This is a genomic window from Lactiplantibacillus daoliensis (assembly GCF_005405005.1).
GTDB classification, from domain to species: Bacteria; Bacillota; Bacilli; order Lactobacillales; family Lactobacillaceae; genus Lactiplantibacillus; species Lactiplantibacillus daoliensis.
Window position 1 is genome coordinate 12,915 of record NZ_BJDH01000004.1, and the last position, 23,253, is coordinate 36,167.

A 23,253-nucleotide genomic window follows, 5' to 3' on the forward strand; every position below is an offset into this window, starting at 1 on the left:
ATCGAATTGAATATGCAAGCACATCCGTTAGTTTTTGATACGGCGATTGCCAAGGACAAACCAGAAAATATCCGGCATCCGCACAATGATTGTCCGTTCTGTGAGCCAGCAGCGTTGACCGACATACTCGCCCAAGATGATGACCGTATTTGGTTAATGAATAAATTCCCAACGTTACAGGCGACGTGGCAAACAATCGTGATTGAGACGCATGATCACTTAGGCGATATTGCGAGTTATACGGCAGCACAGAATCGACGTATTTTTGCCTTTGCGTTACAACATTGGCAGGAGACGATTGCGAGTGGTCGTTTTGAGTCAGTGCTCCTATATAAGAACTTTGGTCCCCATTCAGGTGGCAGTTTACGGCATCCACATATGCAAATCGTTGGCCTGACTGATGTTGATGGCTACGCCAATGTGACCGCGGAAAATTTAACCGGCTATCCAATCATTTCAACCGGCGATCTTAGTGTGACGGCTTCTGATCAGCCAATCATGGGATTTGTCGAGTTTAATGTCAGTGTCCCTTGGGAAGCGCACGACTTGTTAGCGGATGCGGTTCAAAAGGTCGTTCAATACACCCTCAACGATTACTTCAATGGCCGTTGTGATAGCTACAATTTATTCTTTTATCCAGTAAAGGATCGCGTCGTCTGCAAAATTGAGCCACTTTTTAACGTTTCTCCATATTATATTGGTTATCGCTTGTCACAAGTTGATACGCCAGAACGAATGCGAGAAATTGCCGCGGCGGTCCGTCGCCGATTCGAGCGCTAAAAAAATAAGCTTGGACTTTTTGTCCGAAGCTTATTTTTTAGGCTGTCTCGTTGTTGGCAGTGAGTTTTGCCTGAATGGCATCAATCAACGGTTGGCGTTGATCTAAATCATCGTCACACTCAAAAAATGCCCCCAGTGGTTGGTTGAGCAGTTCTTTATCAGTGTCCATGTAGCGGCAATCATAACTCGTGAGTGAGTAATGGGTCGCATCGTCCACGCGGGCGACGACGCAACCTTGCGCCGCCTTATGACTGTCATCAGTGAACTCAACCGCGTAAACGACACAGTCGTTGTGTTTATTGTGCTGATAAATTTGGATACTTTTGGCGATATTACTAGCAATATCGGTTAATTTCATTTTTCGACACCTCATTGCAAAGTATAACGATTCTTAACCAGAAACGCTAGCCCTAATTAAGCTTTGGTTCAGTCGAAATTGAGTCAATATGGTATGATAATTAGTAAAGAAACAGACCAGATTGGTCTAGTGAGATAGAGTGGAGGAATGTCACGTGCAAAACTTAATTCCAGGTGATATGCTGGAGGTCAATCAAAAGCTTAAATGGGAACTCGATACTGGGATGACTGCTGATGAAAGTAGTGTTATCAATGAAGCAGTATTAGCTGGTACGCAATATTTTGTAGATGAAGCGCTTGAAGGCAGCTATTGGACGGTTAAATGGGACGCTAACCATCAGAATATCGATATTTATGGCATAAATGCTGTCGTCGTTGGGGCAATTAAACCAGTTGGTGCGAGTTTAGAGGCCGATTTCCGGCAAGATTCACAGGGACTATTCATTCGAATTGAAAAAGAAGTGGCGGTCGTCGTTCGAGACAATTAGGTGAGAAGTGAGGTGGCAACGATGTTTAATCAAAATGCAGAGCGGTATGCAACTTTCGGCTTGGTCGCTAAATTGCCAAGTGAGGTCATTGATGGGATTTGGGGCGTGATCGATCAGGATCTGCGTGGGGTAGTTGAATTACCACGGGTTCTACAGTTTGCGCTGATTGCCCGGCACGGTCGTGTGACTGTGGTTTTCGATGATCATCAGGAGTCAATCTTTGAATTTGACTTGCCATTTGATTATCAGCGCAGCTTTCCTGAAACCATTGCTGTCTTAGATGATGGCGAAAATCAAACGATGATGTTGCTTGAAGAATTAAATGCTTAAGGTTACGAGTCTGGACAAAACCCCAGGCTCTTTTTGTTCTTCCAAATATTATAGCCGAAACGTGGAACAAGGGGCTATGCTCGGTAGCAGACCGCCTTTTGTCCCACTTTTTTTGCATAATGTTTGTTTGCTCAGTGAGCATTACTTGGCAATTCGTCGTTTTTAAGTGAGGTAAAGCTTATAATCAAAGCAGTCAAGCAAAGGGAGTGAGCCGAATGCCCAAAACTGCAACCTGTTTAATTGACCATGCCACTTATGATCTAGTCGATGGCATGACCGTCCAAGAATTAGATCCACAGTTACAGTCTGCGATTCAACGGGATAATCCAGCGGCAACGCCGACGTCATTTATTTGCAGTGAACATCTAGTCGGGTATCGGATGCAGAAGATGGATCGGATGATTGCCAAAGATTATCAACAGAATAAAAAAATTAATCAGCAGTTAACGCATATTATGCAGAAGAATACCTATCAAGTGGTCGATGTTAATCGACAATTAGAAAACTCGTTGACGGTTGGTCAACGAGTTGCGGATGCCGTGGCCCGTTTTGGCGGGAGTTGGGCGTTTATTTTGTCATTTTTGAGTGTGATGGTCATTTGGATGTTACTGAATGTCTTACCATTATTTTGGGCGCATTTTGACCCTTATCCTTTTATATTGTTGAATTTATTCTTAAGCATGGTAGCCGCGATTCAAGCCCCATTAATTATGATGAGCCAAAATCGAGCCGCGGAATATGATCGGTTGCAAGCGGTGAACGACTTTCGGGTCAATTCAAAATCCGAAGAAGAAATTCGAGTCTTGCACAAAAAGGTTGATCATTTGATTCAACAAGATGAACCCAATATGCTAGAAATTCAAAAAATGCAGACTCAGATGTTGGGTGAAATTCAGGCTCAGGTCAACGAATTACGCCGGTTGCAAGCTCGACAGCATTAACCAGGTTATTTATACTTCATTTCTAAGCGACTCATCCAATAACCTAGCGCGATGCCAGCAATTAGTGAGAGCACACTGTAAACCAAAGTCATTGGCGTGGCACCAGCGTATGAAATACTTTCTGCTGCTTTAGGGTTAGGCACTAAGATTAGAATCGTGCTAGCGACCACGATACCTAGAATAAAGTGGTGGACTCGGGAATGAAAACGGTGAATCAAGAGTTCCATTCCCTTGGAGAAGAGGACCATCGCCAAGGCACCCCCGATAGCGATGGGCAGATAGACACCTAGCATATTGAAGCGTTTAAAACCGGTTAACATTGGTGTAAACAGGCCTAAAATTAACAGCAGGTTTGATGGGCTCAGGCCTGGGACTAAAACGCCTAATGCAATTAGCACGCCCGCAATCACAAAACCACCGAAATTGGCCGGTATTTGACCGAAAATATCGCTCATAAAAAAGAGCAGGCCGCCACTAATAATCAACGTTCCGAAAAACCATAAATAGTCGATGCCATCGCGGGGAGTCTTGGCACTGGCCGTTTTTGTCAGTGCTGGCAGGGTGCCAATAATGGCACCAGCAAAGCCCCATAACAGAATGACTTGTGCGTGGGCTAATAGGTATTCAAGTGGGGCTGACAACAGGGCAATGCCCACGATACCGCCCAGGCCAACCGGCACAAAGTACCAAAAATCGCGTTTGAAATTTTGCCGAAAATGGGCCATAAATCCCAATAGCCGTTCATAGATTCCTAAAATTGCCGCTAAGACGCCACCGGAGACCCCAGGAAGAATAAAGCCGAGGGCAATGATTACACCTTTAAAGAATCGTTTTAGGACACTGTCGGTTGGTTGAGTTTGCATAAGTAAGCTCCTTTAAATTGCCATCTAAATTAAGTAGTCTAAACATATCAAATCTAGGGTCTGAAAGCAATTGAAAACGATTCAATCAGCGGTTACGGGCACAATTAAGGTTGCCCGTAACTGCTTTTTAGCCTAAAATAGGCTAATATGAAAATAGCAATGATTTTATGAAAATAATCTCCAAGAAAGTTGAGGACTTATGGAAGATCAACAGCTGGCACGAAAGTTAAAACGACGACATGTTCAGATGATTGCGCTTGGTGGTGCGATTGGGACCGGACTATTTTTAGGCTCGGGAGCAGCCATCAAACAAGCTGGCCCATCAATTTTATTGGCATATGCAATTGGTGGGTTCTTTTGTTACCTCATGATGCGTGCATTGGGTGAACTGTTACTCTCAAATACTAAATTACATTCATTTTTGGAATTTATAAATTTATATCTAGGCAAGAAGTTTGAATTTGCCATTGGCTGGACCTACTGGTTATGCTGGATCAGTTTAGCCATGGCGGATTTAACGGCGAGTGGGATTTATATTCGTTATTGGTTTCCTTGGATCCCTCAATGGGTAACGCCACTCGTGATTATCTTGATCTTATTAATTTTTAACCTCTTATCAGTCAGTGCATTTGGCGAATTGGAATATTGGTTCTCAATGATCAAGGTTGTCGCCATTATTGCCTTGATTGTGACCGGAGCTATCTTGATTGGGTCGTCGGCGCACGTTGGTGGTCAAACTGTGACGATGGGTAATCTGGTCAATCACGGTGGCTTTTTTCCTAAAGGCATCAGTGGCTTTCTGACCTCGTTCTCGTTAGTGATTTTTGCTTTCACTGGGATCGAAATGGTTGGGATTACCGCTGGTGAAGCCGAGAACCCCGAAAAAGAACTACCACGGGCCATTAATAGTTTACCAATTCGGATTTCATTCTTCTACGTGGGCGCATTGTTTGTAATCATGTCGATTTATCCGTGGAATCAGATCACGACGACGCAGTCACCATTCGTCCAAGTTTTTAGTGATGTTGGGATCAAGGCAGCCGCAAGTATTATTAACTTTGTTGTCCTGACCGCGGCCTTGTCCGCCTGCAATAGTGCGATTTTCAGTACGAGTCGGACGTTATTTACGTTGGCTCACGGAGACAATGCCCCAAAATGGATGGGAAAAGTCAATCGTTATAATGTTCCAGCACGTGCACTGTTCTTTTCATCCATGATTTTACTGGTCATCGTGGTGTTGAACTATGTGATTCCAAGTACCGTGTTTACACTCATTTCAAATGTGGCGACCACGAACTTTATTATCGTGTGGTGTTCATTACTTGTTTGTCATTATGTGTATAAGAAAACGACGGATAGCCGCCAGAATCCGTTCAAATTGCCACTCTTTCCAGTGTCAAATATTGCGACATTGGTCTTCTTCATCGCGGTGACGGTCGTCTTATGTTTTGATGCAGTCAACCGTTGGGCCGTCATTGGGTCAATTGTTTGGTTTATTGGCTTATTGTTAGTCGAGACGGTTATGCGGCAAAGTTCAAATCGAGTGTAAAAAAAGCGCGACAGAATTAATTTTCTGTCGCGTTTTTATTTGGGTGTTTGAGTTGTTGTTCGATTGCCGCGGTTGTTTTTAATAAAACAGCTGAATCACTGAGGGCGAGACAGTAATGCTGACTCAGTAATTCCGGGGTCAGCGCATTGTAAACTGCGGTTGAAGTTAACCAACAGGTCTCATCCTGATCTGCGATTGGGGCTTGGCGTAAATCGTAACCATCGCTGGCGTCAACGTATACTTGAAAGCCAATACCAAGCTGTGCTTGTAATCGTTTAGCGTAACGCTGGTAAAGCGCTCGATTGGCTTTGGCATCGGTGGTTGGACCTAAGAGCCGGGTTCCGAGTTGGAGATTAGGAACGAGTATAACTTTCACAGAACAGACCTCCTTGATTGATCGATCAATTTAGGTTCATTTTAGCCTAAAATGGGACAAATTTCAGTATTGCTGCCCAGAAAAAAATAACCGATTCTAAGTTGTCCCAGTTAGGACACTCAGAATCGGTTATTTTTAAATTAAGGTCATTAAAGTAAGTCCAGCAAGTCCGATCAAAGCGGCGTAACCCAGGGCAGGTAGAATCGTTTGTCGTAAAATTGCCCCTTCCTGGCCGTTGAGACCGACGACAGAGCTGACGGCGACGATATTATGCACACAGATCATATTGCCAGCGGCGGCCCCGATTAACTGAGCAGCTAAGACGATGGGTTCGTTTAAGTGCGCGTTGGTGGCGATATCTGCCTGAATCTGTGCAAAGGTCAAGGTTGAAACCGTTGTGCTCCCAGTGACAAAGGAGCCAAGCTCACCTAAGAATGGCGCAATGATGATCCAGATACCTGCCAGGTACTTGGCGACAAATTTGGCGATATACATCGGCATGCTCGGTAAGTTTGCCGAATTTAGGCCAGAATTGGTGAAAACTTGGACCATAATCAGGGTCACAATCAGTGCTAGTGCGGTGCCACCCATTGAGCTCACTACTTTTTTGGCGGTGGGTGCAAGTGGGCGCAATGATCGCGCCTGGACGAGTAAACCGATGATGGCGGCCAATGCTAAGATGGTCCCTGGTGAGTAGAGAAACTCCCAATCGGAATTAATCGATTTAAATCCTAAAATATGTTGCCAAGATAAGTTCAACGTGGTTGTGAGTAACGCTTTCAGAGACTGCCAAACGCGGGTCGCTAACAAGAGAATGACGACAAGCAAGTAGGGAAACCAAGCTTGTAATAAGGGCATGGTGGATTTTGGCGCTGAGTGACTCGGTGCGGGTACATCGGCGACTTGCCACGGTGTTTCTCGAGTACTTGCGGGTAAAAGCCAGTGGTAGCGGATGCTGACAATGGCAACAATTAATGTCCCTAGTGGCGCTAAGATCGAAATAAATTCATAGCCGATCAGCCAGGCACTCAGTAACGCGATGCTACTGTATACGAAGCCAATCAGAAGTGCCCAGGGTAGGACGGTGAGCCACTGTTTGAAACGGTTAGTTTTAGGACCGAAGCCCATAATCAAGATGAGAATGAGTAGGGCCGGCATTAACGCTCCGACAAATAAATCTAGCTGCGTCACGCGCAAGCCAATTAAGTTTAGTCGGGTCGCATTTTCAGTCACGTTACTTAAGCCAACGGTGAGTGGGGTCCCAACCGCGCCGAATGCGGCGGGCGTTGAATCGGCTACCAGTGCTAAAACGACAGCGGCCATTGGTGAAAATCCCAGGGCAATTAATAGTGGGGCGGTCACCATCGCTGGGGTACCAAAACCGGAGACCCCTTCGATGAGGCCACCAAATAAGAAGGCCACCAACACCGTCTGGAGACGCATATCGGCAGACAGTGCCTTGAAGCCTTGATTGATGCGATCAATCGCGCCGGTTGCGCGGAGACTATTCAGCATTAAGAGGGCACCGAACAGGATCCAGAGAATTGGTAGCGACTTATGCAAGGCCTGTAGGATTGATGCCCCCAGGACCGCTGGTGATAGGTGCCAGAATAAATAGCCGGTGATCACCACGACGGCCGCGCTGATACTCATCCCGCGAGTGGCCGGCAGGTTAAGCCCGCCTAACAGGATCAAAGGTAAAATAATGGCAGCTAAAGCCACGAAAATCATAAAACAGCCTCCTTAGTGGTGCAAATGTGACGGACGTGATGATTTGAAAAAATGTTGTCCGTAAATTGTAACTATCGAGAGTAACAATGAGATGAGTAATAGCGGCCAAGCAACACCGTGTAAATAAGTTAACTTCAAACTGGCGCTACTTGGATTGAAAAAGGCCATTAGTTTTAAATTTTGCCAAGCACTGACGGTGACGAGTAAAGCAAATAAGCACAATTGACAGAGTAAACCACCGTATGTTGAGAAACGATATTTATTAATAATCGCCAAATCAGGGTCATTCTCATCGGCAGTGTAAACGCTGGTATTGATTGCTGGGTTTTCATAGCCAACATATAACGCAATTAGGAGTAACCCAATCGAATATAAGGCTGGGTTAGTGGTAAACGCCAGCAAGTGTCCTAAGATTAGGCCGACTTGGGCCAACTGTTTGCTACGGGCAGGATCTCGCCGACCGAGTGCTCTAAAGAGTGGCAAGCCGCCTTCAAATCCCAGCAGGTAGATGGCAAAGATGAGGTACATGCCGTTTTTACCTAGGATAAAGAATCCAAAGAAACTATTAAAGAGCAGCACGAAGCTGACTAAGAAGCCACGATTAACAATTCGTAATTTATTGGCCGGCATAGCGTGCCAATCGGCAGCAAGTTCTAGGTTCAGTAAAATGATCGCGAGTAAGACGATACCTAAGACGTACGGCAATGCAATCGACAAGTTAATTTTTCGTAGTAGTGTCAACAGGCCCATCAAGCTAAAGAAGACAATGAAGCCAGCCACGCGCCACGGTTTGACCGGATGGGCCTCGGTAATGGTATGCGTGTCATAGAAGGCCATTGAAAAGCCCTTTAACAATCTTCCGGCTGGCAGAGCAGCTAAGAAGAGTAATCCCAAGATCACAAATGCTAATTGGTAATGCAAGTCAAAGCTGAAGTCGGCAACGAATAGCAGACCTAAAGCGGCAAAGATCAACCAATAGAGACGTTTTAGTTTAAAATCAGTACTCGTGGTTAAATGTAGCTTGATCGTCAGGTAATATGGCCAAATGTTAGCGGATGTATAGCCGAGACAAAGGCCGCCAATAATTAACCATGGCAGGCTGGTTGTGATGCTGTAGATGACGCTGCCAATGACGCCTAACCAGAGACAAAGTAACAGATACGTGCTCGCCTTGAGCCCTAATCGCTTGGTCGAAAAGATGCTGGCCGCACGGGCAATGTAAAATACAATGATCGCAATTAGATAGGTCACGCTGTGGGAGACTTGATACTTAAAAAGAATCAAAACATAGGGCAACACGATCCCGATATTTGCCAAAAAGTTCAGGGTTGCAATTGAAAAATCTAAAAAAGAATTCCGTAATTTCTGCAATAATTTCACACACCATTCGTTAGTATCCTAGTAACAAGTATAGCAATTTATATCGTTAAAAGCTGTTAAAGTGACGAATTGTCGTAGATTACTTCGGCGGATGTCAGGCCTTGAATGAGACTTTACAGTGTCGAGAGAAATGCGTATGCTAAATGAAGTTGTTCCATCGAAACAGTGCAGTTGTAATATGCTACTTTAACTAAAATAATAACAACCCACAAACCCAAAACCACCAACAACATGGTCGCGACTTATTCAAGCGAACCACCTTTGGAATCAAAACTACCTTTTCAGTCGTGAACAAGTAATATTAAACAGTTAACAAATTAATTGCACTAGTGATCGCCAGCTTTACTGACGATTGCCAGTGCTTTTTTAAGGCAAATTGTCAAACATTCGTTATGATAGGGGCGTAAAGCATAAAAACTTGTTTGTTAGCATTTAATTGTTAACAATTAAATTGTCTAACACCGATAAATGATTTATAATAATAATGACCATTGAAGGAGGGCCCCAATTCACCATGCGTAAATTAGAAGACCACTTTTGCTTTTTAATGTATGTCACTTCCCGAGCGATTCAGCGCGCTTATCAGCCGGAATTAGCGGCTCAAGGATTAACTTATCCGCAGTATTTAGTTTTAGTTTTATTAGATGAACATCCAGATTTGACGGTCAAATCAGTTGGTAATTGGCTAGATTTGAGTACTGGGACAGTCACACCTTTGCTTAAGCGTATGGACGAAGAGGGGTTAATTACCCGTCAACGCAGTCAATCCGACGAGCGCCAAGTCAGTGTTAATTTGACTATTGCCGGACGCCATAAACGGGCGGCTGTTAGCGAAGTTCCAGAATTGCTCTTAGATCGTGGCGAGTTAAGCGACGAAGAGTGGCAAACACTCTCACATCTGACACACAAATTAATGATGAATCTGAAAAATTAAATTTATCTAAAACCAAGCTCCTCATTGTGCTTTTGCATGATGAGGAGCTTTTGTCTGTGAAAGGCTGTTTTAATGGGACTAACGCCATGGTAAGCTGAACCACAATTTAGTCGCTGCTCGAAAAAATCTATGATTATCATCAAGCTTTCGTCACAACCCGCTACGAAAAAATCACATTTTACCTTTATGCTTGATTCTATCAACCGAACGAGAAGTGGTAATGGGCAACAATCAGCTTATTATCTCTTTGAAATGTTGGATTTCAAAGCTATTTATGAAGCGCTACATGAGGACTATGTCTTCCTGCTTAAAATTCACCCATTTGTTCAGAACCAGCCCAGTTTCCTGTATGAATATGCTGATTTTTATTATGACGTCTCAGATTATCGTGAGATCAATGATATACTTTTAGTGGCGGATCAATTGATTACGGATTATTCATCGGTTTGTTTTGAATATGCACTATTGAACCGACCGATGATTTTCTTTGCCCCAGACTTAGCGGATTATATGGCAACTCGAAACTTTTATTTCGACTATTTTGACTTTATTCCTGGTCCATTGGCCGAAACGACGATTGACCTGATTACTCAACTGAAAGAACCACGTGTAGAGCAAGAAAAGTGGACTAGGTTTGTACATTTTTTCTATGATCAGCTTGATGGGAAAGCCAGTACACGGTTTGTGGAGGCGCTCGAAAATCAATTCGGTGACGCAACTCAACCGGCAACTCAGGCAACCACTATAGTTAGCGATGACGGCAAGGCCATTCCTAGTTGGGGGAAGCACGCCACTAAATAACTTATTTCACGACTATCACGATTTAACTGATATTGGTCGCTGAAATACAATTTGGAGGAAACGTATGAGCACGACTAAAATTCGTCAGTTAACGCTGGCAGACACAGAAGCATTACAACAGCTGAGTGTAGAAACTTTTCAAGATACTTTTGGCGATCAAAATACCGCGGCAAACATGACTGCCTTTTTAAATAGCGCCTACAACCTGCCTAAGCTTGAAAAAGAATTACAGCAAACAGGATCACGCTTTTACTTTATTGAAACTGATGGGCAGCCACGGGGCTATTTAAAGTTAAACGTGGACTCAGCACAATCTGAAAAAATGGGACCAACTAGTTTGGAAATTGAACGGATTTACATTCGTCCGACCCAAAAACATCAAGGGTTAGGAAGTCAGTTTTTAAAATTTGCAATTAATGTTGCTAACAACGAGGGAAAAGATCTCATTTGGTTGGGAGTTTGGGAACATAACGAGCCTGCTAAACGTTTTTATGAAAAGTGGGGTTTCCAACGCTTCAGTCAGCATGACTTTGTGATGGGGACAGACGTACAAACCGATTTCTTAATGAAGAAGCCATTAAAATAAACTCCTGCTAAAAAGGCGACCGACAAATCCTGTTGGTCGCCTTTTTAAACGCGTTTCTGTAACTTCAACAGCCATACCCCATAGGCGAGCAGCGCTAAAATAGCTAGCAAGTTAATTCCGAACCACAGCATAGTCAGTGTTTTGGAATTGAGATATAAATTAGTCAGAACTACTGGATCGCTTACCCCTAACCAGTAAATGAACACTTCACGTGGTGAACGTAACCACCAATATCCTGATTGGATCGGCGTGGTCGGTAAGGTTGTCATTGCTAGGATCAGTAACGGTAATAGGAAGGAAATCGTGAGGGCAACCCAAAAGCCTTGCTGGTCACCACGCACCCACGCATCGGGACCAAACAGGCTATAATGTACCGCCACGGGTCGGCGGATCTGGGTTCTAAAGAGTGCCACTAAGATTGGTTGGCCAACAATTAGGCTAATCAAAATCCATCGTAACTGTTTCATGTGATCACCGTCATTTCTAAATGAATAAGGCAATTATGGGCTTACCATCAGTCAACTGAATGCTTGATCCTGTTAAGTTTTTGTAAACCAATTGTAAATCACGAGCGGTAAAAATTTGATATAAGCAATTTCATTAGTTCACTATGCTTTCACAGCCCAATTGGTAGGGATATTTTGTGTAGCTGTTTATAATGTAGAACACAGTCCTAATAAATTAAATTGTTTTGTATGGGTTTCGAGGGGAGTCACTATGATAATTTTGAGTCGTATCGCAATCACGATTTCCAGTCTGTTTTATGGCTATTTCTTGTTAAATATTCTATTGATCAACCACTATCGTGAACCGAGTCAGTCTTTCAAAAAAGGGACTCAGCCATACCGTTTGTACCTGATTATCCCAGTTTTGAACGAAGCCGGTGTGATCACGACCACCATCAATCGGTTGTCGCAAGAATTAGCTAAACTACCAGACAGCATTGAACCACAAATCATTGCGGTTGATGATAACTCCAGTGATCGTAGCTTAGCAGAGTTAGCCGCATCTAAATCGCCTTTTCTACAGATCCTGCATCGTGCTGGTAATGAACGGCAAGGTAAAGGCGCCGTTATCAATACCGCGGTCCATTACTTACAAAATACCTTAGCCCGCCAGGCATCGCCGGAAACGACGATTATCGGCGTTCTGGATGCCGACGCTTTTATGAATTCTCAAGATTTGACCAAAGTCGTCGCGCAATTTGAAGCAATGCCTAAAATGGCAATGTTGCAAACGGGGGTGAGCATTAACAACCAAACAAACTGGCTCACCCGTATGCAGAACTTTGAATTCATGTGTATTAATAGCTCAACGCAACAGCTTCGTAACCGTCTGGGACAAGGAATTGCTTCCGGTAATGGGCAATTTGTGCGGCTGTCACTAGCCCGGAACAACGCCTGGGGAAATAGTCTATTGGAGGATTTGGAATATACTTTGCGGACTTGGTTATTAGGTGGACAAGTCCGGTTTACGCATACGATCGTGGTTCAACAAGAAGCAGTTCGTCAGTTACCAGCGTTCTTCAATCAACGGGTGCGCTGGTGCCAAGGCGCCGTGCAGTGTATGCACTATTTACCGGTCCTTTGGCGTTCACGCTTTGTTAATAATTTTCAAAAGTTTGATACGACTTTTTGGATTACCATGCCCATCACAGGTTGTCTGGTCCCGATTACCAGTTTAGTGGCACTGGTAACTTTGATCACTCATAGTTTACAAAATTGGTCCGATGGCTGGCATCATTTGGCACTTATGACCATTTTAATCATTACCGTACTCAGCTGTATTGTTTTCACAAATTTGTTTGAACGCAATACCCGCGATGCCCATTTGCCGTTCAAACTTTGGTCAACATTACTGGATAGTTTCAGCTTTCAAGTTTATTTGTTGATTATTGGCCTAACGCCGTATGCCGCCATTACGCGCCAATTGATTGGCCAAACTAAGTGGACAAAAACGACTCATGGCTCAGCACCAGTCACTGAGGATCTAAAGTCGCTCGTCAAGGGGGATGAGTAGATGCTAAAACGACATGTCTTAATCACGCTACAAGGTGTCACCTTAGCGACAACTATTGGCCTGCTAATCTGGATGATGTTTGCAGCGGCAAGAAATGCGCAACAAACGAGTGGCCTACAAGTGAATTTTGCACTGCTCGTCGCTGGACTGACGATTGGGTTCATCGTCCTCAGCATTGTGTTACTGACCAAGTGGTTAAGCCGGAAAAAATCGAGTTGGCTGGTCACAGTTTTTATTGGCCTGACGTTGCTAAAACTCCCACTATTAGGCCTATTCAAAATTGCGCCAACATCTGACTTTTGGAACTATCATGCACTCGCAGCGTTTAGCGCACAGGGCCTAACGTGGAAACAACTCTTCTTAAAAGGGGCCATTGGAAACTATGTCATCTTTCCACATGCCATTAATATTGCGAATTTTTTCAGCTTGGGGACGGCCTTTTGGGGTTCTGCCTTTGTCATTAGCCAACTGATCAACATTGCTTGTACTTTATTAGATTTATTCTTGATCTACTGGCTAGTCGCTCGTTGGCTCTCACGGCCATTGGGGATTGCAGCGGCACTGAGTTTCAATTGGATTCCCGCTTACTGGCTGTATAGCAGTTTGCTGAATGGCGCGGAACCAATTTTCTTGACTTGTCTCTTAATAGCCATGTTGGCACTGACCAACATGGTTCAACCGCTACCGACAGCTACCCCCAATGATCACTGGGTCAACTTTACAATCGCACTGCTTGCTAGCTTTGTGGCTAATATGGTCCGGCCAATTATGATCATCTGGCTCATTGCCTTAGTTTTTCTGGGAACAGGGGTCTGGTTGCACGGCAGGGGACCGCTTCCGCGTTCGTCGGTTAAAGGCTTCAGTCTCTTTATCGTCTCATTAGCCGGTTTAATGTTGATTTCGTCACCGGTCTATAACTGGTTGTATGGTTTTAATGTTGCGCCTAATCGGGTTAGCACAGCCTATAGTCTTGCGACTGGCACTGATCCCAAGACCGATGGCGCCTATGATGCCGCCTTAATGACAACGGTGACGCATGAGTTAAAAGTTGCGCCAGTTTCTGGTCGGACCTACACCAAAATTGCCGCTAAAATGACACAGCAGACACAGCGTCAGCTTGATGAGCTCTCGAAAGCAGGGCGGTGGGGGCCATTCTTAAGTAGAAAAATGCAAAAATTTATGGCTGAAGATTATGGTTATGATTGGGTGTTATATAATCTTGGTCATCAACGGTCGCAGCAAGCTCGCAATCACTGGTGGCTATGGAGTCGCGGATTCTGGAATTGGTTAGCCCTCATCTATTTTGAAATCTTGATGGCTGTGGCCCTGATCAGCAGTTGCTTAGGCGGCTATTTATTGTGGCGGCGTCACGACCACTATCTCAATCAATATTTCTTTTACGCTACGTTATTGCTTGCGGGCTTTACAATCAGTAATATGTTTGTCGAAGTCCAAGGACGTTATCATATTATTTTATACTTGCCATTAATTTTCTTAGGAATCTGTGGTTGGGCAACACTCAAATCACGTGCTTGGCGCGTTAAAACGGTCAAAACTGCCTCAAATCAAAGATTGTCGTAATTAGCGGCAATCTTTTTTGGCATTCTGAGTGATTAATTGAAAAAAGTTACCGTTTTTGTTGACTATGACCGAACGGGACGGTTTATCATATAGTGTGATGGTTTGTTTTTAAAACAAACTTTTTTAAGTTAGGGTTGAAGTCGAGGGTGATTATTTATGGTAACTGATCAAAAACAAGTTGAACATATCAGTGTTCGGGGCGGAAACGTCCATAATTTAAAAAAAATTAATGTTGATATTCCTTTAAATCAATTCGTGGCAATCTCAGGCCCATCTGGTTCTGGTAAAAGTTCTTTGGCCATGGGAATTTTATACGCCGAAGGGTCACGGCGTTATTTAGAGGCGCTGTCGACTTATACACGCCGGCGAATTGGTCAGAGTAAACGCTCGCAGGTTCAGGAAGTTAAGCATATTCCTTCCGCCATTGCGTTACGCCAGCGGCCAAGTGTTCCTTCAGAACGTTCGACAGTCGGTTCCATGAGTGAACTGTTTAATGTCGTCCGACTCATTTTTTCGCGGCTAGGATCAATCGTCTGTCCGAACGGTCATCGCATCGCACCGAGTTTAAAAGTCGCACAATCAATGGATTTGCCTGGTGGTGAAGACAGTAAAATGGGCTATATTACCTGTCCAGAATGTGGCGTTGAATTCATGGCTAAATCAGCCGAAGACTTCGCCTTCAATTCTGGGGGTGCCTGTCCAGAATGCCATGGCACTGGTAAAGTTCGCGAATTAGATGAAAGTAAGTTGATTGGCGATGAAAATCTGACGCTCGCTGAAGGGGTCGTCGCTGCATGGCACTTACCAGGTCGTAACTTTATGCCTACCGTGGCAGAAACATTGGGTGTTCGAACTGATGTTCCGTATAAAGATTTGACGGCAGCTGAAAAAGACATTATTTTAAACGGTGAAAAAAAGCAGTATCCCGTTGACTTTCGGACTTCAACCGGCCGAGTATTCCATACTGATAAAACACTATACGAGAATGCCCATGCAGCCGTCTATGATTCACTAAAAACCGTCAAGAGTGACCGTGCCATCAATAAAGTCAACGAATTCTTTCATTTTTCCGTTTGTCCGACTTGTCACGGCACTCGTTTGAATCCAGAATTATTGACTCAGTTGGTTGGTGGCAAAAATATTGCCGAAGTCGCTGACCTGACGCTAGGTAGCTTATCTGATTGGCAGGCAGACGCACAAAAAGCCTTACCTGCTGAAATGCAAGGCATGGCCACGATCCTGTTCAAAAATTTGACGGACACATTGCGGCCACTACTTGAATTAGGGTTAGACTATTTAACCCTATCTCGCAATGGGAATACTTTGTCCACGGGTGAATTACAGCGATTACAGTTAGCCAAAACGATTCGGACAGAGACGACCGGTGTCTTGTATGTGTTGGACGAGCCTTCGATTGGGCTCCATCCCGATAACGTACAGGGGCTCATTCGGATCTTTAGAGAACTGATTGCGCAAGGAAACTCATTGGTGGTAGTCGATCATGAGGTTGATATTATTGAAGCAGCCGATTGGGTTATTGAAATTGGTCCCGGATCTGGTGATGCTGGTGGTAATGTGATTGCTGAAGGCACACCACAGGACCTGGTAGGTAACCCGCAGTCTTTGATTGGCCCGTATATCTCAGGTAAGGCGTCAATTATGCATGACAAAGTCCCGGTTGGAAAAAAGGCATCCGATCTGCGTACGGATTTTGAAGTGAAAAACTACTTTAATTTGCGAGATGTCGCTGTTTCAATCCCAGGTAATGAAATCACCGCAGTTACGGGTTTTTCTGGTGCGGGGAAAACAAGTTTGATTTTAGACAGTCTGGTCCCAGCCATCAAAGCTCGCAAAGAAAATGCAGCACTGCCTAAACAAGTTGCGACGCTTAAGACGCACTTAACAGACGTCGTATCGGTTGATGCGAAGCCAATTGGGAAAAATACCCGTTCAACGATTGCCACCTATACAACAATTATGGATAATCTAAGACGACTCTTTGCGGCTTTGCCAGCAGCGAAAGCTAAGAAGTATGGTCTGGCTTATTTCTCATATAACAATAAACAGGGCGCATGTGAACATTGTGGTGGTCTGGGGACAATCACGCTGGATATTCAGTATTTACCAGATATGGAAGAAATCTGTCCCTATTGCCATGGCGCACGCTATAAAGACGAAATTCAGCAAATTCGTTGGCATGATTATAATATTGTCGATTTATTGAACCTGTCTGTACGTGATGCGTTATCCGTGTTTGAATCGGTTCCCAAGATTGAGAAACAGTTACAGTTACTCAATGAAATGGGACTGGGCTATTTGCACCTGGGTGAAAGTACCCCTAGTTTATCGGGTGGTGAGGCCCAACGTCTCAAGCTTATGAGCCACTTAAATAAACGTCAAAGTAAGACACTGTTCATTTTCGATGAACCCTCTGTTGGCTTGCATCCTCAAGACGTGCAAACCTTGTTAGGCGTGATTAATAGTCTAAATGCCAAGGGTGCAACGATCATTATTATTACACATGACCTTGATTTGATGACTAATGCTGATTATTTAATCGATTTAGGGCCAAAGGGGGGCCAAGCCGGTGGGCAACTCATGGCCAGTGGCCGGCCACAGCAACTTATTCATGATAAGACCAGTCACAGCTTGACGCTCACGTATTTAAAGGCCCATTTTGAAAAATTTAACTTAGCTTAACAGCTACTTAGGCATCTGGAAAACTTAACATGATACCAGTGATTAGCCCTTTGACTTTATAGACTATGTTCCATTCGTGATCTTTTGTTCTACGTTTCGACTATATGTTAGCAATCATGATTGGAAGAGAACAGGGATAGTCAACGATATTGTGTAGTGGAAAGTAACGGTTTCACTTTTTCATACCGACATGGTATAATTACTTTTGAGGTGAAAGAAAGAATGGATTACGTTGCTGAGAACCGCAAGCTTGCAAAGATTTTAAATGATTCCCGGTTACTAGTTAAAAATTTTGGCCGCGACCGGGCTAAAAGAATTCAAACCAGGCTTGATGAGTTTGACGCTGCGACTAGTTTACAGCAGATCCCATCTGATCCGCCGCCTCGTTGCCATCGTCTACACAATAATTTAGAGGGTAAATTTGCTGTTGATGTCAGCAAAAATTTTCGTATCATTTTTGAAGGCTATGACAAAAACGATCAGCTTTCCGTTGAAAAGTCAGAAATCGTGACCGTTCAGATTATACAGATTGAAGACTATCACTAAGGAGTTGACTATCATGTTACATCGCGACAATAAAATTCGGCAGTATCACACCAGTTCGGCTGCTGACCTCATTAAAGAAACGATGGAATTTTATCGGATTACACAAATTGATTTAGCTGACCGATTAGGGGTTAGTCAAAAAAACATATCCGATATTCTCAAACGTAAACGATTTATTAATGAGATACTAGCTTTGAGAATTGAAACTGTGATGGGGATTTCTAGTCAATTATTGTTAAGCTTAGACGCAAATTTCAAGTTGCATCTTGCCAAAAAAACTGCTGAAAATGCTGTACCACAAAATAAATCAGATAAATTCCTCAAACGATATGATTGGGTAACAGCCTGATTTTGATCGAGTTGATTACCTGATCAAAAACAAGAACATATTCTTTTACAAACTGTATCACCACGACATTTTTTGTGGTGATACAGTTTTTTCATGGAAACTATGTTGCTAGCTTTGTCTGAACTGTTTATGTCACTAGATTCAGCAGAAAATAAATGATTACTCAAAAAAAGCGTTTGTAAATGCTCCCGATGGATAAAGAAATCACTGTAACATCTGTTGAATTAAAAGTGATTGGAATCAGTATTTGACCGAACGTCAAATCAGATTAGAAAGCTGAGCTCATACTGATTAATGAGCTTCATGTATTAACATATTTAGCTGACAGACTAGATTTAGAATTATTAATTGTAAATGATGACTATAAATCCAGTCTGTCAGCTTAGTTATTATTGCGACATAAAATTTTTGGCTCGTTTTAGATTCATCTTTAGTGATTAATCTCAGTAATTGCAACGTTTTTGATAAATTTAAAACAAAAAGTTAAGACTTCAGTGTCGTAAAACAGAGAAAAAGATGTCACTTTGGCATCACTGCACAAGTCGCACACGTAAATCCAGCGGGGCGCTTTTTTAATTATTCTAGTTTACATAATATATATTATACGAAGTAGAAGTAAGAAGTAAAATACTCCCCCACGATCTAATTTAGACCCCCCTGAACCCATTTCGGCGTTTTTGTAATTAAACTTGGTCTATTATTACTTAGCAAGTAGCTATCTGTATCAATCAAAAAAAGTTTTATTTGTGTTTTGTTGGTAACTTTCGTTTAAGTTCTGGTTAAAATTAAATCAGAACTTAAACGAAAGTTGGTTCTAGAAAAATAACACGTAATTACTGGTAAAACCATATTAACGTGTTTTAAATACATTAACTTAGACGATTACTTGTGTGTTTAAAAGTTGAACTGATGCTTAGAATGCGTCTCTCAGCAACCTTGGCTAATAGCTTGTTTTTGTATTGAATTTGTGTTTAAGTTAAAGTAACAATTTATACCTAGAAAGTATGTGACCTACTAATGACAGCAAGTTTCCCGTTTGAAAAAAGCTTTATTGATCAACTGACTGTTGACGGCAAACAACCGCAGACCATCGTCCAATACCAGCTCACATTACGCGACTTTTTCAATTACCAGCAACATTTTAATCCCACATATCAGTCCAGTGGCTTGCTGATTGATATTACCGAAAATGATATTCAAGCGTACTTAGGTATGCTCAAGGACCAACGTCAATTTAAAACAAGCACCTTAAATAAAAGCCTTTCTAATTTGAACGGCTATTTTAGCTTTCTATTTGCACATCGTCGAATTACAACATTGCCAACGTTTGCAATTAAAGGCCAACCAATCACTGGTAAACAGCCTGCTGACGATTGGCCAGAATTGTTGCCACAATTATTAGCTAACGATGACTTGCACGTCTATACGCGAGCATTTTTGCTGTTTACTTGTCACAGCTTTACTGCTAGTGAAATCTTGAAACCTAATTTTTACGAGCAACTTAATTCTCTCACTTTCTCCAACGACGAACAAGTGTTCTTAACGAAATTCAGGGCCTTTTTAGCGCCATTACAAGCGACGCTGCAGACTAAAGATCTATTCTTAAAACAACGCAAACGTGGCGTCGATCCACGACTCAGCTTAGCCGCACTTCATAAATATCTCAGTGGTGATAGTCAACGCGCTGGCATGGCTCTAAAGCCAGTCTGGTTGCGTCAGAGTTACATTCTCTGGTACTTACGTGAACATCGCGTAACCGACCTAACTGTTGTCATGACTAATTTGCGCTTAGATTTAGCCAGTTTAGGTTATTATCAAAACTTAGCACGCCAACAAGAGTTACGCCGACTGCGAGCGTCAAAAAACTAACTGTGTGTTGCAATCTCTTTACAATAATTTACAATCGCATCACAAACTTTACAACTGATTTGCAAGTTAGTTAAGCTCCCTTTGAATCCTGTACATTGCTTTGAAATGCCGTTAAGATAAGGCTTATCAAGTTTTGAAAGGATGAATCTAGATGATGACATTTTATCGCTGGCTAGAACCATTTATAAACCAACGGGGGCCCTATAATTCGGCTGCCTGCTACGCGCATGCTGATTTTGATTTTCCGCAAACGAGCAACATCACCGAATTATCCGACTACATTACTTATCTGAATACTCGTGATACGGTTAAAGATTCACTTTATTCGGCATTGGACGCCTATCAAGCAGCTTAAAAAAGCAATTCCGCCTAGTTGACATAACTGGGCGGAATTTTTTACAATCAGAGCTAATCTTTAAATAATTCGATATACCGCTCGTAACCAGACCGAGCTAACTCAGACGCCGGAATGAATTTCAAAGCTGCTGAATTGATACAATAACGCAGCCCACCTTTGTCTTTGGGACCATCAGTAAAAACATGACCCAAGTGTGACTTAGCTTGTTGACTTAATACCTCAGTCCGATGCATGCCATACGTGTCATCAAAGTTTTCGGTCACTTGATCTTTTGCGACTGGCTTAGTGAATGAGGGCCAACCGCAACCAGCATCATACTTGTCACGTGAGCTAAATAACGGCTCACCACTCACAACATCCACATAGAGTCCTTCCTGATAAAAATCATCATATTGACCGCTAAACGGCCGTTCAGTGGCTGCTTCTTGTGTAACTGCATACTGTTCAGCAGTCAATTTTTGTTTTAATTCTTCCTGATCCACGAGCAATCAACTCCTTAATATATAATCGATTCGACTAGCATTACCAATAATTTTATTGCTGTAGCGCAGTAAAATACTTTCTGAACTTTAATCTTGTTTTGGCAATTATGTCACAAACAGATGTTCAAAGTCTAAAAAAAAGACACCCAACAAAGGATGTCTTTTACAATTCAAATTTAAGCGTTGAATGCGTCAGTTAATTGAGGCACAACTTGTTTCTTACGTGAAACGACGCCTGGCAAACTCAAGCGATTATTCTTAATCGTTTTACCGAAGGCTTTTTCAACCGGTTCAGTTGGTGCACCAACGACTAACAATTCAGAATTGCTATCCAAGATGTTCGTTGCTAAGATCAAGAATAAGTCGTAACCTTCAGCTTCGTTTTCAGCCTTGGCAGCAGCTTCTAAAGCGGCTTGACGGTCAAAGACTTCTGGCAAATCAACTGTATTGATTTGGGCCACACGGACGGACTTCCCAGCCATTTCGAATGACTTAGCATCGGCATCGATTAGTTCCTTTTCACTCTTGCTAGCTAAGTTAGTCCCAGCTTTGAGCATTGCTAAGCCGTAGCTTTCGTAGTCGACATCAGCAATCTTAGCTAAGTCCTTAACAACTGCAACATCGGTTGGTGTGGTAGTTGGTGATTTCAATAATAAGGTGTCTGAAATAATGGCAGATAACATCAAACCAGCTAATTTAGCAGGAATTTCAACGTTATTTTCCTTGAACATCTTGTAAATCACTGTACTACAGCAGCCAAGTGGTTCGGCACGATAAAACAATGGTTGTGCCGTTTCAAAACCAGAAATCCGGTGATGATCAACAACGACATCAACTGTCACGTCAGCGATATCACTGACACTTTGTTGTGGTTCGTTGTGGTCAACTAACATCACTGAGTCAACTTCTGGTGCAGCCTTAGTGATAATCCGGGGTGCGGGTTCGTTAAAGTGATCCAAAACGAACTTAGTTTCTTCGTTAGGTTCGCCCAAAGCAACGGCTTCAGTATCTTTACCTAACTTGTTTTCTAAATATGACAAAGCTTTGGCCGCCACAATAGCGTCAGTGTCAGGACTTTGGTGACCAAAAATTAGTTCTTTACTCATTATCGAAAAACTCCTTTTGTGTTATTTTTGATTAATTTTTTGTAACCGTGAGATATAGTCTTCTTTACGAAGATAATTATCAAATTCATCCAAGAAATTCTTAATTCGAGGAATCTGGTCCTTATCTTTACGGAAGACAAAGTTTAAATCAAATTTGATGGCCGGTTCAAACGACACCGTATGGAGATTATCGTCGGCAGGATTAGCAACCATAAATGAACTTGGCAATGCTGTGTTCGTCCCAGTCGCAGCTACGAAACGATAGATCTGTTGTGGTGTTGTAAACCGCGCAATCGGCGTCGGTAAATCAGCAAGCTGATTCTTGTAAGACTCCTTAATAACTTGATCCAAATAATAATTTTCAGGATACATGACCCAAGGTTCACTGGTCGTATCCTTAAATTTGATGCGCTTCTTTTTCGCTTGCTTAGGATCACTAGTGATGAACAACAAATCTTCCTGGACAATCTTTTTCGATTGATAAGGTTTCCAGTTTTTGATGCTTTCATCTGGTAAATACATGACTGCTAAATCAATCCGGTTATTCTCTAAACGTTCCCAGATTTCCTTCCGTGTTAACATATGGAAAGAAATGACCACGTTCGGATTGGCTTCATAATATTTGATGGCAAAATCTTCAAACACGTGGTCCTCAATTGAAGCTAACACCCCAATATTAATTGACCCTTGCGTTGCACTTGTCGTCTGTTGAATTTCATCGGTCGCCTTATTCAACACATTGTAAATATTATGTGTTGCATTTAACATCGTGTAACCAGCATCGGACAATCGTAACTTTTTCCCGACAGAATAGAATAATGGTGCCCCAACCGTGCGTTCCAACTTTTTAATTTGTTGTGTTAACGCGGGCTGAGTGATTCCCAAAATCTGAGCAGCTTGCGTATAATTCATTGTTTCAGCTAATTGCAAGAAATAGGTCAATGTTTTAGAAGAGAAAATACTTTCTTGAGTTGTTTTCATGAATTTTACCTGATCCTTTCGTCTTATCTTCATCTTATGATGTCTATAATATATACAAGATTAGATTTTAAAGCAAGCGATTGTTATCGGTAAATAAACCCCACCTAATTATTAAGTGATCATTTTTAACCTATTTTCATAGTAAG

Annotated in this window: 23 protein-coding genes and 1 pseudogene; 15 read left to right on the plus strand and 9 right to left on the minus strand. The window is 42.7% G+C overall.

Translation table 11 applies throughout. The annotated features are described in order from the left end of the window. Positions 1 to 12 precede the first annotated feature (12 nt). On the plus strand, positions 13 to 780 hold the full coding sequence (locus FFM64_RS05910) for a DUF4931 domain-containing protein (RefSeq protein ID WP_137607095.1): 768 nt from the start codon (positions 13 to 15) through the stop codon (positions 778 to 780). Positions 781 to 817: 37 nt separating this feature from the next. Here the strand turns inward: FFM64_RS05910 and FFM64_RS05915 are convergent, their stop codons facing one another. After that, on the minus strand, positions 818 to 1,138 hold the full coding sequence (locus tag FFM64_RS05915) for a hypothetical protein (protein ID WP_137607096.1): 321 nt from the start codon (positions 1,136 to 1,138) through the stop codon (positions 818 to 820). A gap of 154 nt (positions 1,139 to 1,292) precedes the next feature. Between FFM64_RS05915 and FFM64_RS05920 the strand changes: the two genes are divergently transcribed. The 3 genes from FFM64_RS05920 to FFM64_RS05930 all read left to right on the plus strand — a co-directional run bounded on the left by FFM64_RS05920 (position 1,293) and on the right by FFM64_RS05930 (position 2,896). After that, on the plus strand, positions 1,293 to 1,625 hold the full coding sequence (locus tag FFM64_RS05920; RefSeq protein ID WP_137607097.1) for a hypothetical protein: 333 nt from the start codon (positions 1,293 to 1,295) through the stop codon (positions 1,623 to 1,625). A 21-nt stretch (positions 1,626 to 1,646) separates the two neighbouring features. After that, positions 1,647 to 1,955, plus strand: a complete 309-nt coding sequence (locus tag FFM64_RS05925; RefSeq protein WP_137607098.1) for a DUF960 domain-containing protein — start codon at positions 1,647 to 1,649, stop codon at positions 1,953 to 1,955. Between the two features lie 215 nt (positions 1,956 to 2,170). Then, a complete protein-coding gene (locus tag FFM64_RS05930) occupies positions 2,171 to 2,896 on the plus strand; it encodes a DUF1003 domain-containing protein (RefSeq protein WP_137607099.1) in 726 nt (241 codons plus the stop codon). A 5-nt stretch (positions 2,897 to 2,901) separates the two neighbouring features. Here FFM64_RS05930 and FFM64_RS05935 read toward each other — a convergent pair whose 3' ends face one another. Continuing rightward, positions 2,902 to 3,759 (minus strand): DUF368 domain-containing protein, encoded by an 858-nt coding sequence (locus FFM64_RS05935; RefSeq protein WP_137607100.1) that lies wholly within the window; start codon positions 3,757 to 3,759, stop codon positions 2,902 to 2,904. A gap of 199 nt (positions 3,760 to 3,958) precedes the next feature. Here FFM64_RS05935 and FFM64_RS05940 point away from each other — a divergent pair, with 199 nt between their 5' ends. Beyond that, positions 3,959 to 5,308 carry an amino acid permease gene (locus tag FFM64_RS05940; protein WP_137607101.1) on the plus strand — a complete coding sequence of 450 codons (1,350 nt, stop codon included), beginning with the start codon at positions 3,959 to 3,961 and terminating at the stop codon, positions 5,306 to 5,308. A 16-nt stretch (positions 5,309 to 5,324) separates the two neighbouring features. Here FFM64_RS05940 and FFM64_RS05945 read toward each other — a convergent pair whose 3' ends face one another. The 3 genes from FFM64_RS05945 to FFM64_RS05955 form a co-directional block, all read right to left on the minus strand. Next, entirely contained in the window at positions 5,325 to 5,684 is a 360-nt protein-coding gene (locus FFM64_RS05945) for a hypothetical protein (protein WP_137607102.1), read from the minus strand. A 135-nt stretch (positions 5,685 to 5,819) separates the two neighbouring features. Continuing rightward, entirely contained in the window at positions 5,820 to 7,415 is a 1,596-nt protein-coding gene (locus FFM64_RS05950; RefSeq protein ID WP_137607103.1) for an L-lactate permease, read from the minus strand. Positions 7,416 to 7,427: 12 nt separating this feature from the next. Continuing rightward, a complete protein-coding gene (locus tag FFM64_RS05955) occupies positions 7,428 to 8,786 on the minus strand; it encodes a hypothetical protein (RefSeq protein WP_137607104.1) in 1,359 nt (452 codons plus the stop codon). 523 nt (positions 8,787 to 9,309) lie between these two features. Here FFM64_RS05955 and FFM64_RS05960 point away from each other — a divergent pair. The 3 genes and pseudogenes from FFM64_RS05960 (at position 9,310) to FFM64_RS05970 (ending at position 11,116) form a co-directional block, all read left to right on the plus strand. Further along, positions 9,310 to 9,729: a MarR family winged helix-turn-helix transcriptional regulator gene (locus FFM64_RS05960; RefSeq protein WP_223876910.1), complete on the plus strand. Its 420-nt coding sequence runs from the start codon at positions 9,310 to 9,312 to the stop codon at positions 9,727 to 9,729. Between the two features lie 207 nt (positions 9,730 to 9,936). Next, positions 9,937 to 10,530: pseudogene (locus FFM64_RS05965) on the plus strand (CDP-glycerol glycerophosphotransferase family protein); the annotation flags it as partial. 64 nt (positions 10,531 to 10,594) lie between these two features. Further along, the gene (locus FFM64_RS05970) at positions 10,595 to 11,116 is read left to right on the plus strand and encodes a GNAT family N-acetyltransferase (protein WP_137607107.1); all 522 of its coding nucleotides are present in this window, start codon (positions 10,595 to 10,597) and stop codon (positions 11,114 to 11,116) included. A 44-nt stretch (positions 11,117 to 11,160) separates the two neighbouring features. On the opposite strand, the gene FFM64_RS05975 is transcribed toward FFM64_RS05970, so the two are convergent. Beyond that, complete coding sequence (locus tag FFM64_RS05975) at positions 11,161 to 11,583, minus strand: hypothetical protein (RefSeq protein ID WP_137607108.1); 423 nt, start codon at positions 11,581 to 11,583, stop codon at positions 11,161 to 11,163. 250 nt (positions 11,584 to 11,833) lie between these two features. Here FFM64_RS05975 and FFM64_RS05980 point away from each other — a divergent pair, with 250 nt between their 5' ends. From FFM64_RS05980 to FFM64_RS06010, 7 genes are all read left to right on the plus strand, one after another. After that, positions 11,834 to 13,135: a glycosyltransferase family 2 protein gene (locus tag FFM64_RS05980; protein WP_137607109.1), complete on the plus strand. Its 1,302-nt coding sequence runs from the start codon at positions 11,834 to 11,836 to the stop codon at positions 13,133 to 13,135. Further along, positions 13,136 to 14,716 (plus strand): hypothetical protein, encoded by a 1,581-nt coding sequence (locus FFM64_RS05985; RefSeq protein ID WP_137607110.1) that lies wholly within the window; start codon positions 13,136 to 13,138, stop codon positions 14,714 to 14,716. A 156-nt stretch (positions 14,717 to 14,872) separates the two neighbouring features. Then, positions 14,873 to 17,416 carry an AAA family ATPase gene (locus FFM64_RS05990; RefSeq protein ID WP_137607111.1) on the plus strand — a complete coding sequence of 848 codons (2,544 nt, stop codon included), beginning with the start codon at positions 14,873 to 14,875 and terminating at the stop codon, positions 17,414 to 17,416. A 222-nt stretch (positions 17,417 to 17,638) separates the two neighbouring features. Next, entirely contained in the window at positions 17,639 to 17,962 is a 324-nt protein-coding gene (locus tag FFM64_RS05995) for a type II toxin-antitoxin system RelE/ParE family toxin (protein ID WP_137607323.1), read from the plus strand. 13 nt (positions 17,963 to 17,975) lie between these two features. After that, positions 17,976 to 18,311 carry a helix-turn-helix transcriptional regulator gene (locus FFM64_RS06000; RefSeq protein WP_137607112.1) on the plus strand — a complete coding sequence of 112 codons (336 nt, stop codon included), beginning with the start codon at positions 17,976 to 17,978 and terminating at the stop codon, positions 18,309 to 18,311. 1,017 nt (positions 18,312 to 19,328) lie between these two features. Continuing rightward, entirely contained in the window at positions 19,329 to 20,180 is an 852-nt protein-coding gene (locus FFM64_RS06005) for a site-specific integrase (RefSeq protein ID WP_137607113.1), read from the plus strand. A gap of 151 nt (positions 20,181 to 20,331) precedes the next feature. After that, entirely contained in the window at positions 20,332 to 20,535 is a 204-nt protein-coding gene (locus FFM64_RS06010) for a YozE family protein (RefSeq protein ID WP_223876911.1), read from the plus strand. A gap of 53 nt (positions 20,536 to 20,588) precedes the next feature. Here FFM64_RS06010 and msrB read toward each other — a convergent pair whose 3' ends face one another. The 3 genes from msrB to FFM64_RS06025 all read right to left on the minus strand — a co-directional run bounded on the left by msrB (position 20,589) and on the right by FFM64_RS06025 (position 23,107). Continuing rightward, complete coding sequence (gene msrB / locus FFM64_RS06015; protein ID WP_171000316.1) at positions 20,589 to 21,020, minus strand: peptide-methionine (R)-S-oxide reductase MsrB; 432 nt, start codon at positions 21,018 to 21,020, stop codon at positions 20,589 to 20,591. 176 nt (positions 21,021 to 21,196) lie between these two features. Beyond that, positions 21,197 to 22,126 (minus strand): manganese-dependent inorganic pyrophosphatase, encoded by a 930-nt coding sequence (locus FFM64_RS06020; RefSeq protein ID WP_137607115.1) that lies wholly within the window; start codon positions 22,124 to 22,126, stop codon positions 21,197 to 21,199. 21 nt (positions 22,127 to 22,147) lie between these two features. Continuing rightward, the gene (locus tag FFM64_RS06025) at positions 22,148 to 23,107 is read right to left on the minus strand and encodes a LysR family transcriptional regulator (protein WP_137607116.1); all 960 of its coding nucleotides are present in this window, start codon (positions 23,105 to 23,107) and stop codon (positions 22,148 to 22,150) included. Between the last annotated feature and the right edge of the window lie 146 nt (positions 23,108 to 23,253).

Bases quoted from the DNA above. Each gene is read 5' to 3' on its own strand.
- FFM64_RS05910 (WP_137607095.1), top strand. From the start codon at position 13: ATGCAAGCACATCCGTTAGTTTTTGATACGGCGATTGCCAAGGACAAA.
- FFM64_RS05915 (WP_137607096.1), bottom strand. From the start codon at position 1,138: ATGAAATTAACCGATATTGCTAGTAATATCGCCAAAAGTATCCAAATT.
- FFM64_RS05925 (WP_137607098.1), top strand. From the start codon at position 1,647: ATGTTTAATCAAAATGCAGAGCGGTATGCAACTTTCGGCTTGGTCGCT.
- FFM64_RS05930 (WP_137607099.1), top strand. From the start codon at position 2,171: ATGCCCAAAACTGCAACCTGTTTAATTGACCATGCCACTTATGATCTA.
- FFM64_RS05935 (WP_137607100.1), bottom strand. From the start codon at position 3,759: ATGCAAACTCAACCAACCGACAGTGTCCTAAAACGATTCTTTAAAGGT.
- FFM64_RS05940 (WP_137607101.1), top strand. From the start codon at position 3,959: ATGGAAGATCAACAGCTGGCACGAAAGTTAAAACGACGACATGTTCAG.
- FFM64_RS05950 (WP_137607103.1), bottom strand. From the start codon at position 7,415: ATGATTTTCGTGGCTTTAGCTGCCATTATTTTACCTTTGATCCTGTTA.
- FFM64_RS05960 (WP_223876910.1), top strand. From the start codon at position 9,310: ATGCGTAAATTAGAAGACCACTTTTGCTTTTTAATGTATGTCACTTCC.
- FFM64_RS05970 (WP_137607107.1), top strand. From the start codon at position 10,595: ATGAGCACGACTAAAATTCGTCAGTTAACGCTGGCAGACACAGAAGCA.
- FFM64_RS05975 (WP_137607108.1), bottom strand. From the start codon at position 11,583: ATGAAACAGTTACGATGGATTTTGATTAGCCTAATTGTTGGCCAACCA.
- FFM64_RS05980 (WP_137607109.1), top strand. From the start codon at position 11,834: ATGATAATTTTGAGTCGTATCGCAATCACGATTTCCAGTCTGTTTTAT.
- FFM64_RS05985 (WP_137607110.1), top strand. From the start codon at position 13,136: ATGCTAAAACGACATGTCTTAATCACGCTACAAGGTGTCACCTTAGCG.
- FFM64_RS05990 (WP_137607111.1), top strand. From the start codon at position 14,873: ATGGTAACTGATCAAAAACAAGTTGAACATATCAGTGTTCGGGGCGGA.
- FFM64_RS05995 (WP_137607323.1), top strand. From the start codon at position 17,639: ATGGATTACGTTGCTGAGAACCGCAAGCTTGCAAAGATTTTAAATGAT.
- FFM64_RS06000 (WP_137607112.1), top strand. From the start codon at position 17,976: ATGTTACATCGCGACAATAAAATTCGGCAGTATCACACCAGTTCGGCT.
- FFM64_RS06005 (WP_137607113.1), top strand. From the start codon at position 19,329: ATGACAGCAAGTTTCCCGTTTGAAAAAAGCTTTATTGATCAACTGACT.
- FFM64_RS06010 (WP_223876911.1), top strand. From the start codon at position 20,332: ATGATGACATTTTATCGCTGGCTAGAACCATTTATAAACCAACGGGGG.
- FFM64_RS06020 (WP_137607115.1), bottom strand. From the start codon at position 22,126: ATGAGTAAAGAACTAATTTTTGGTCACCAAAGTCCTGACACTGACGCT.
- FFM64_RS06025 (WP_137607116.1), bottom strand. From the start codon at position 23,107: ATGAAAACAACTCAAGAAAGTATTTTCTCTTCTAAAACATTGACCTAT.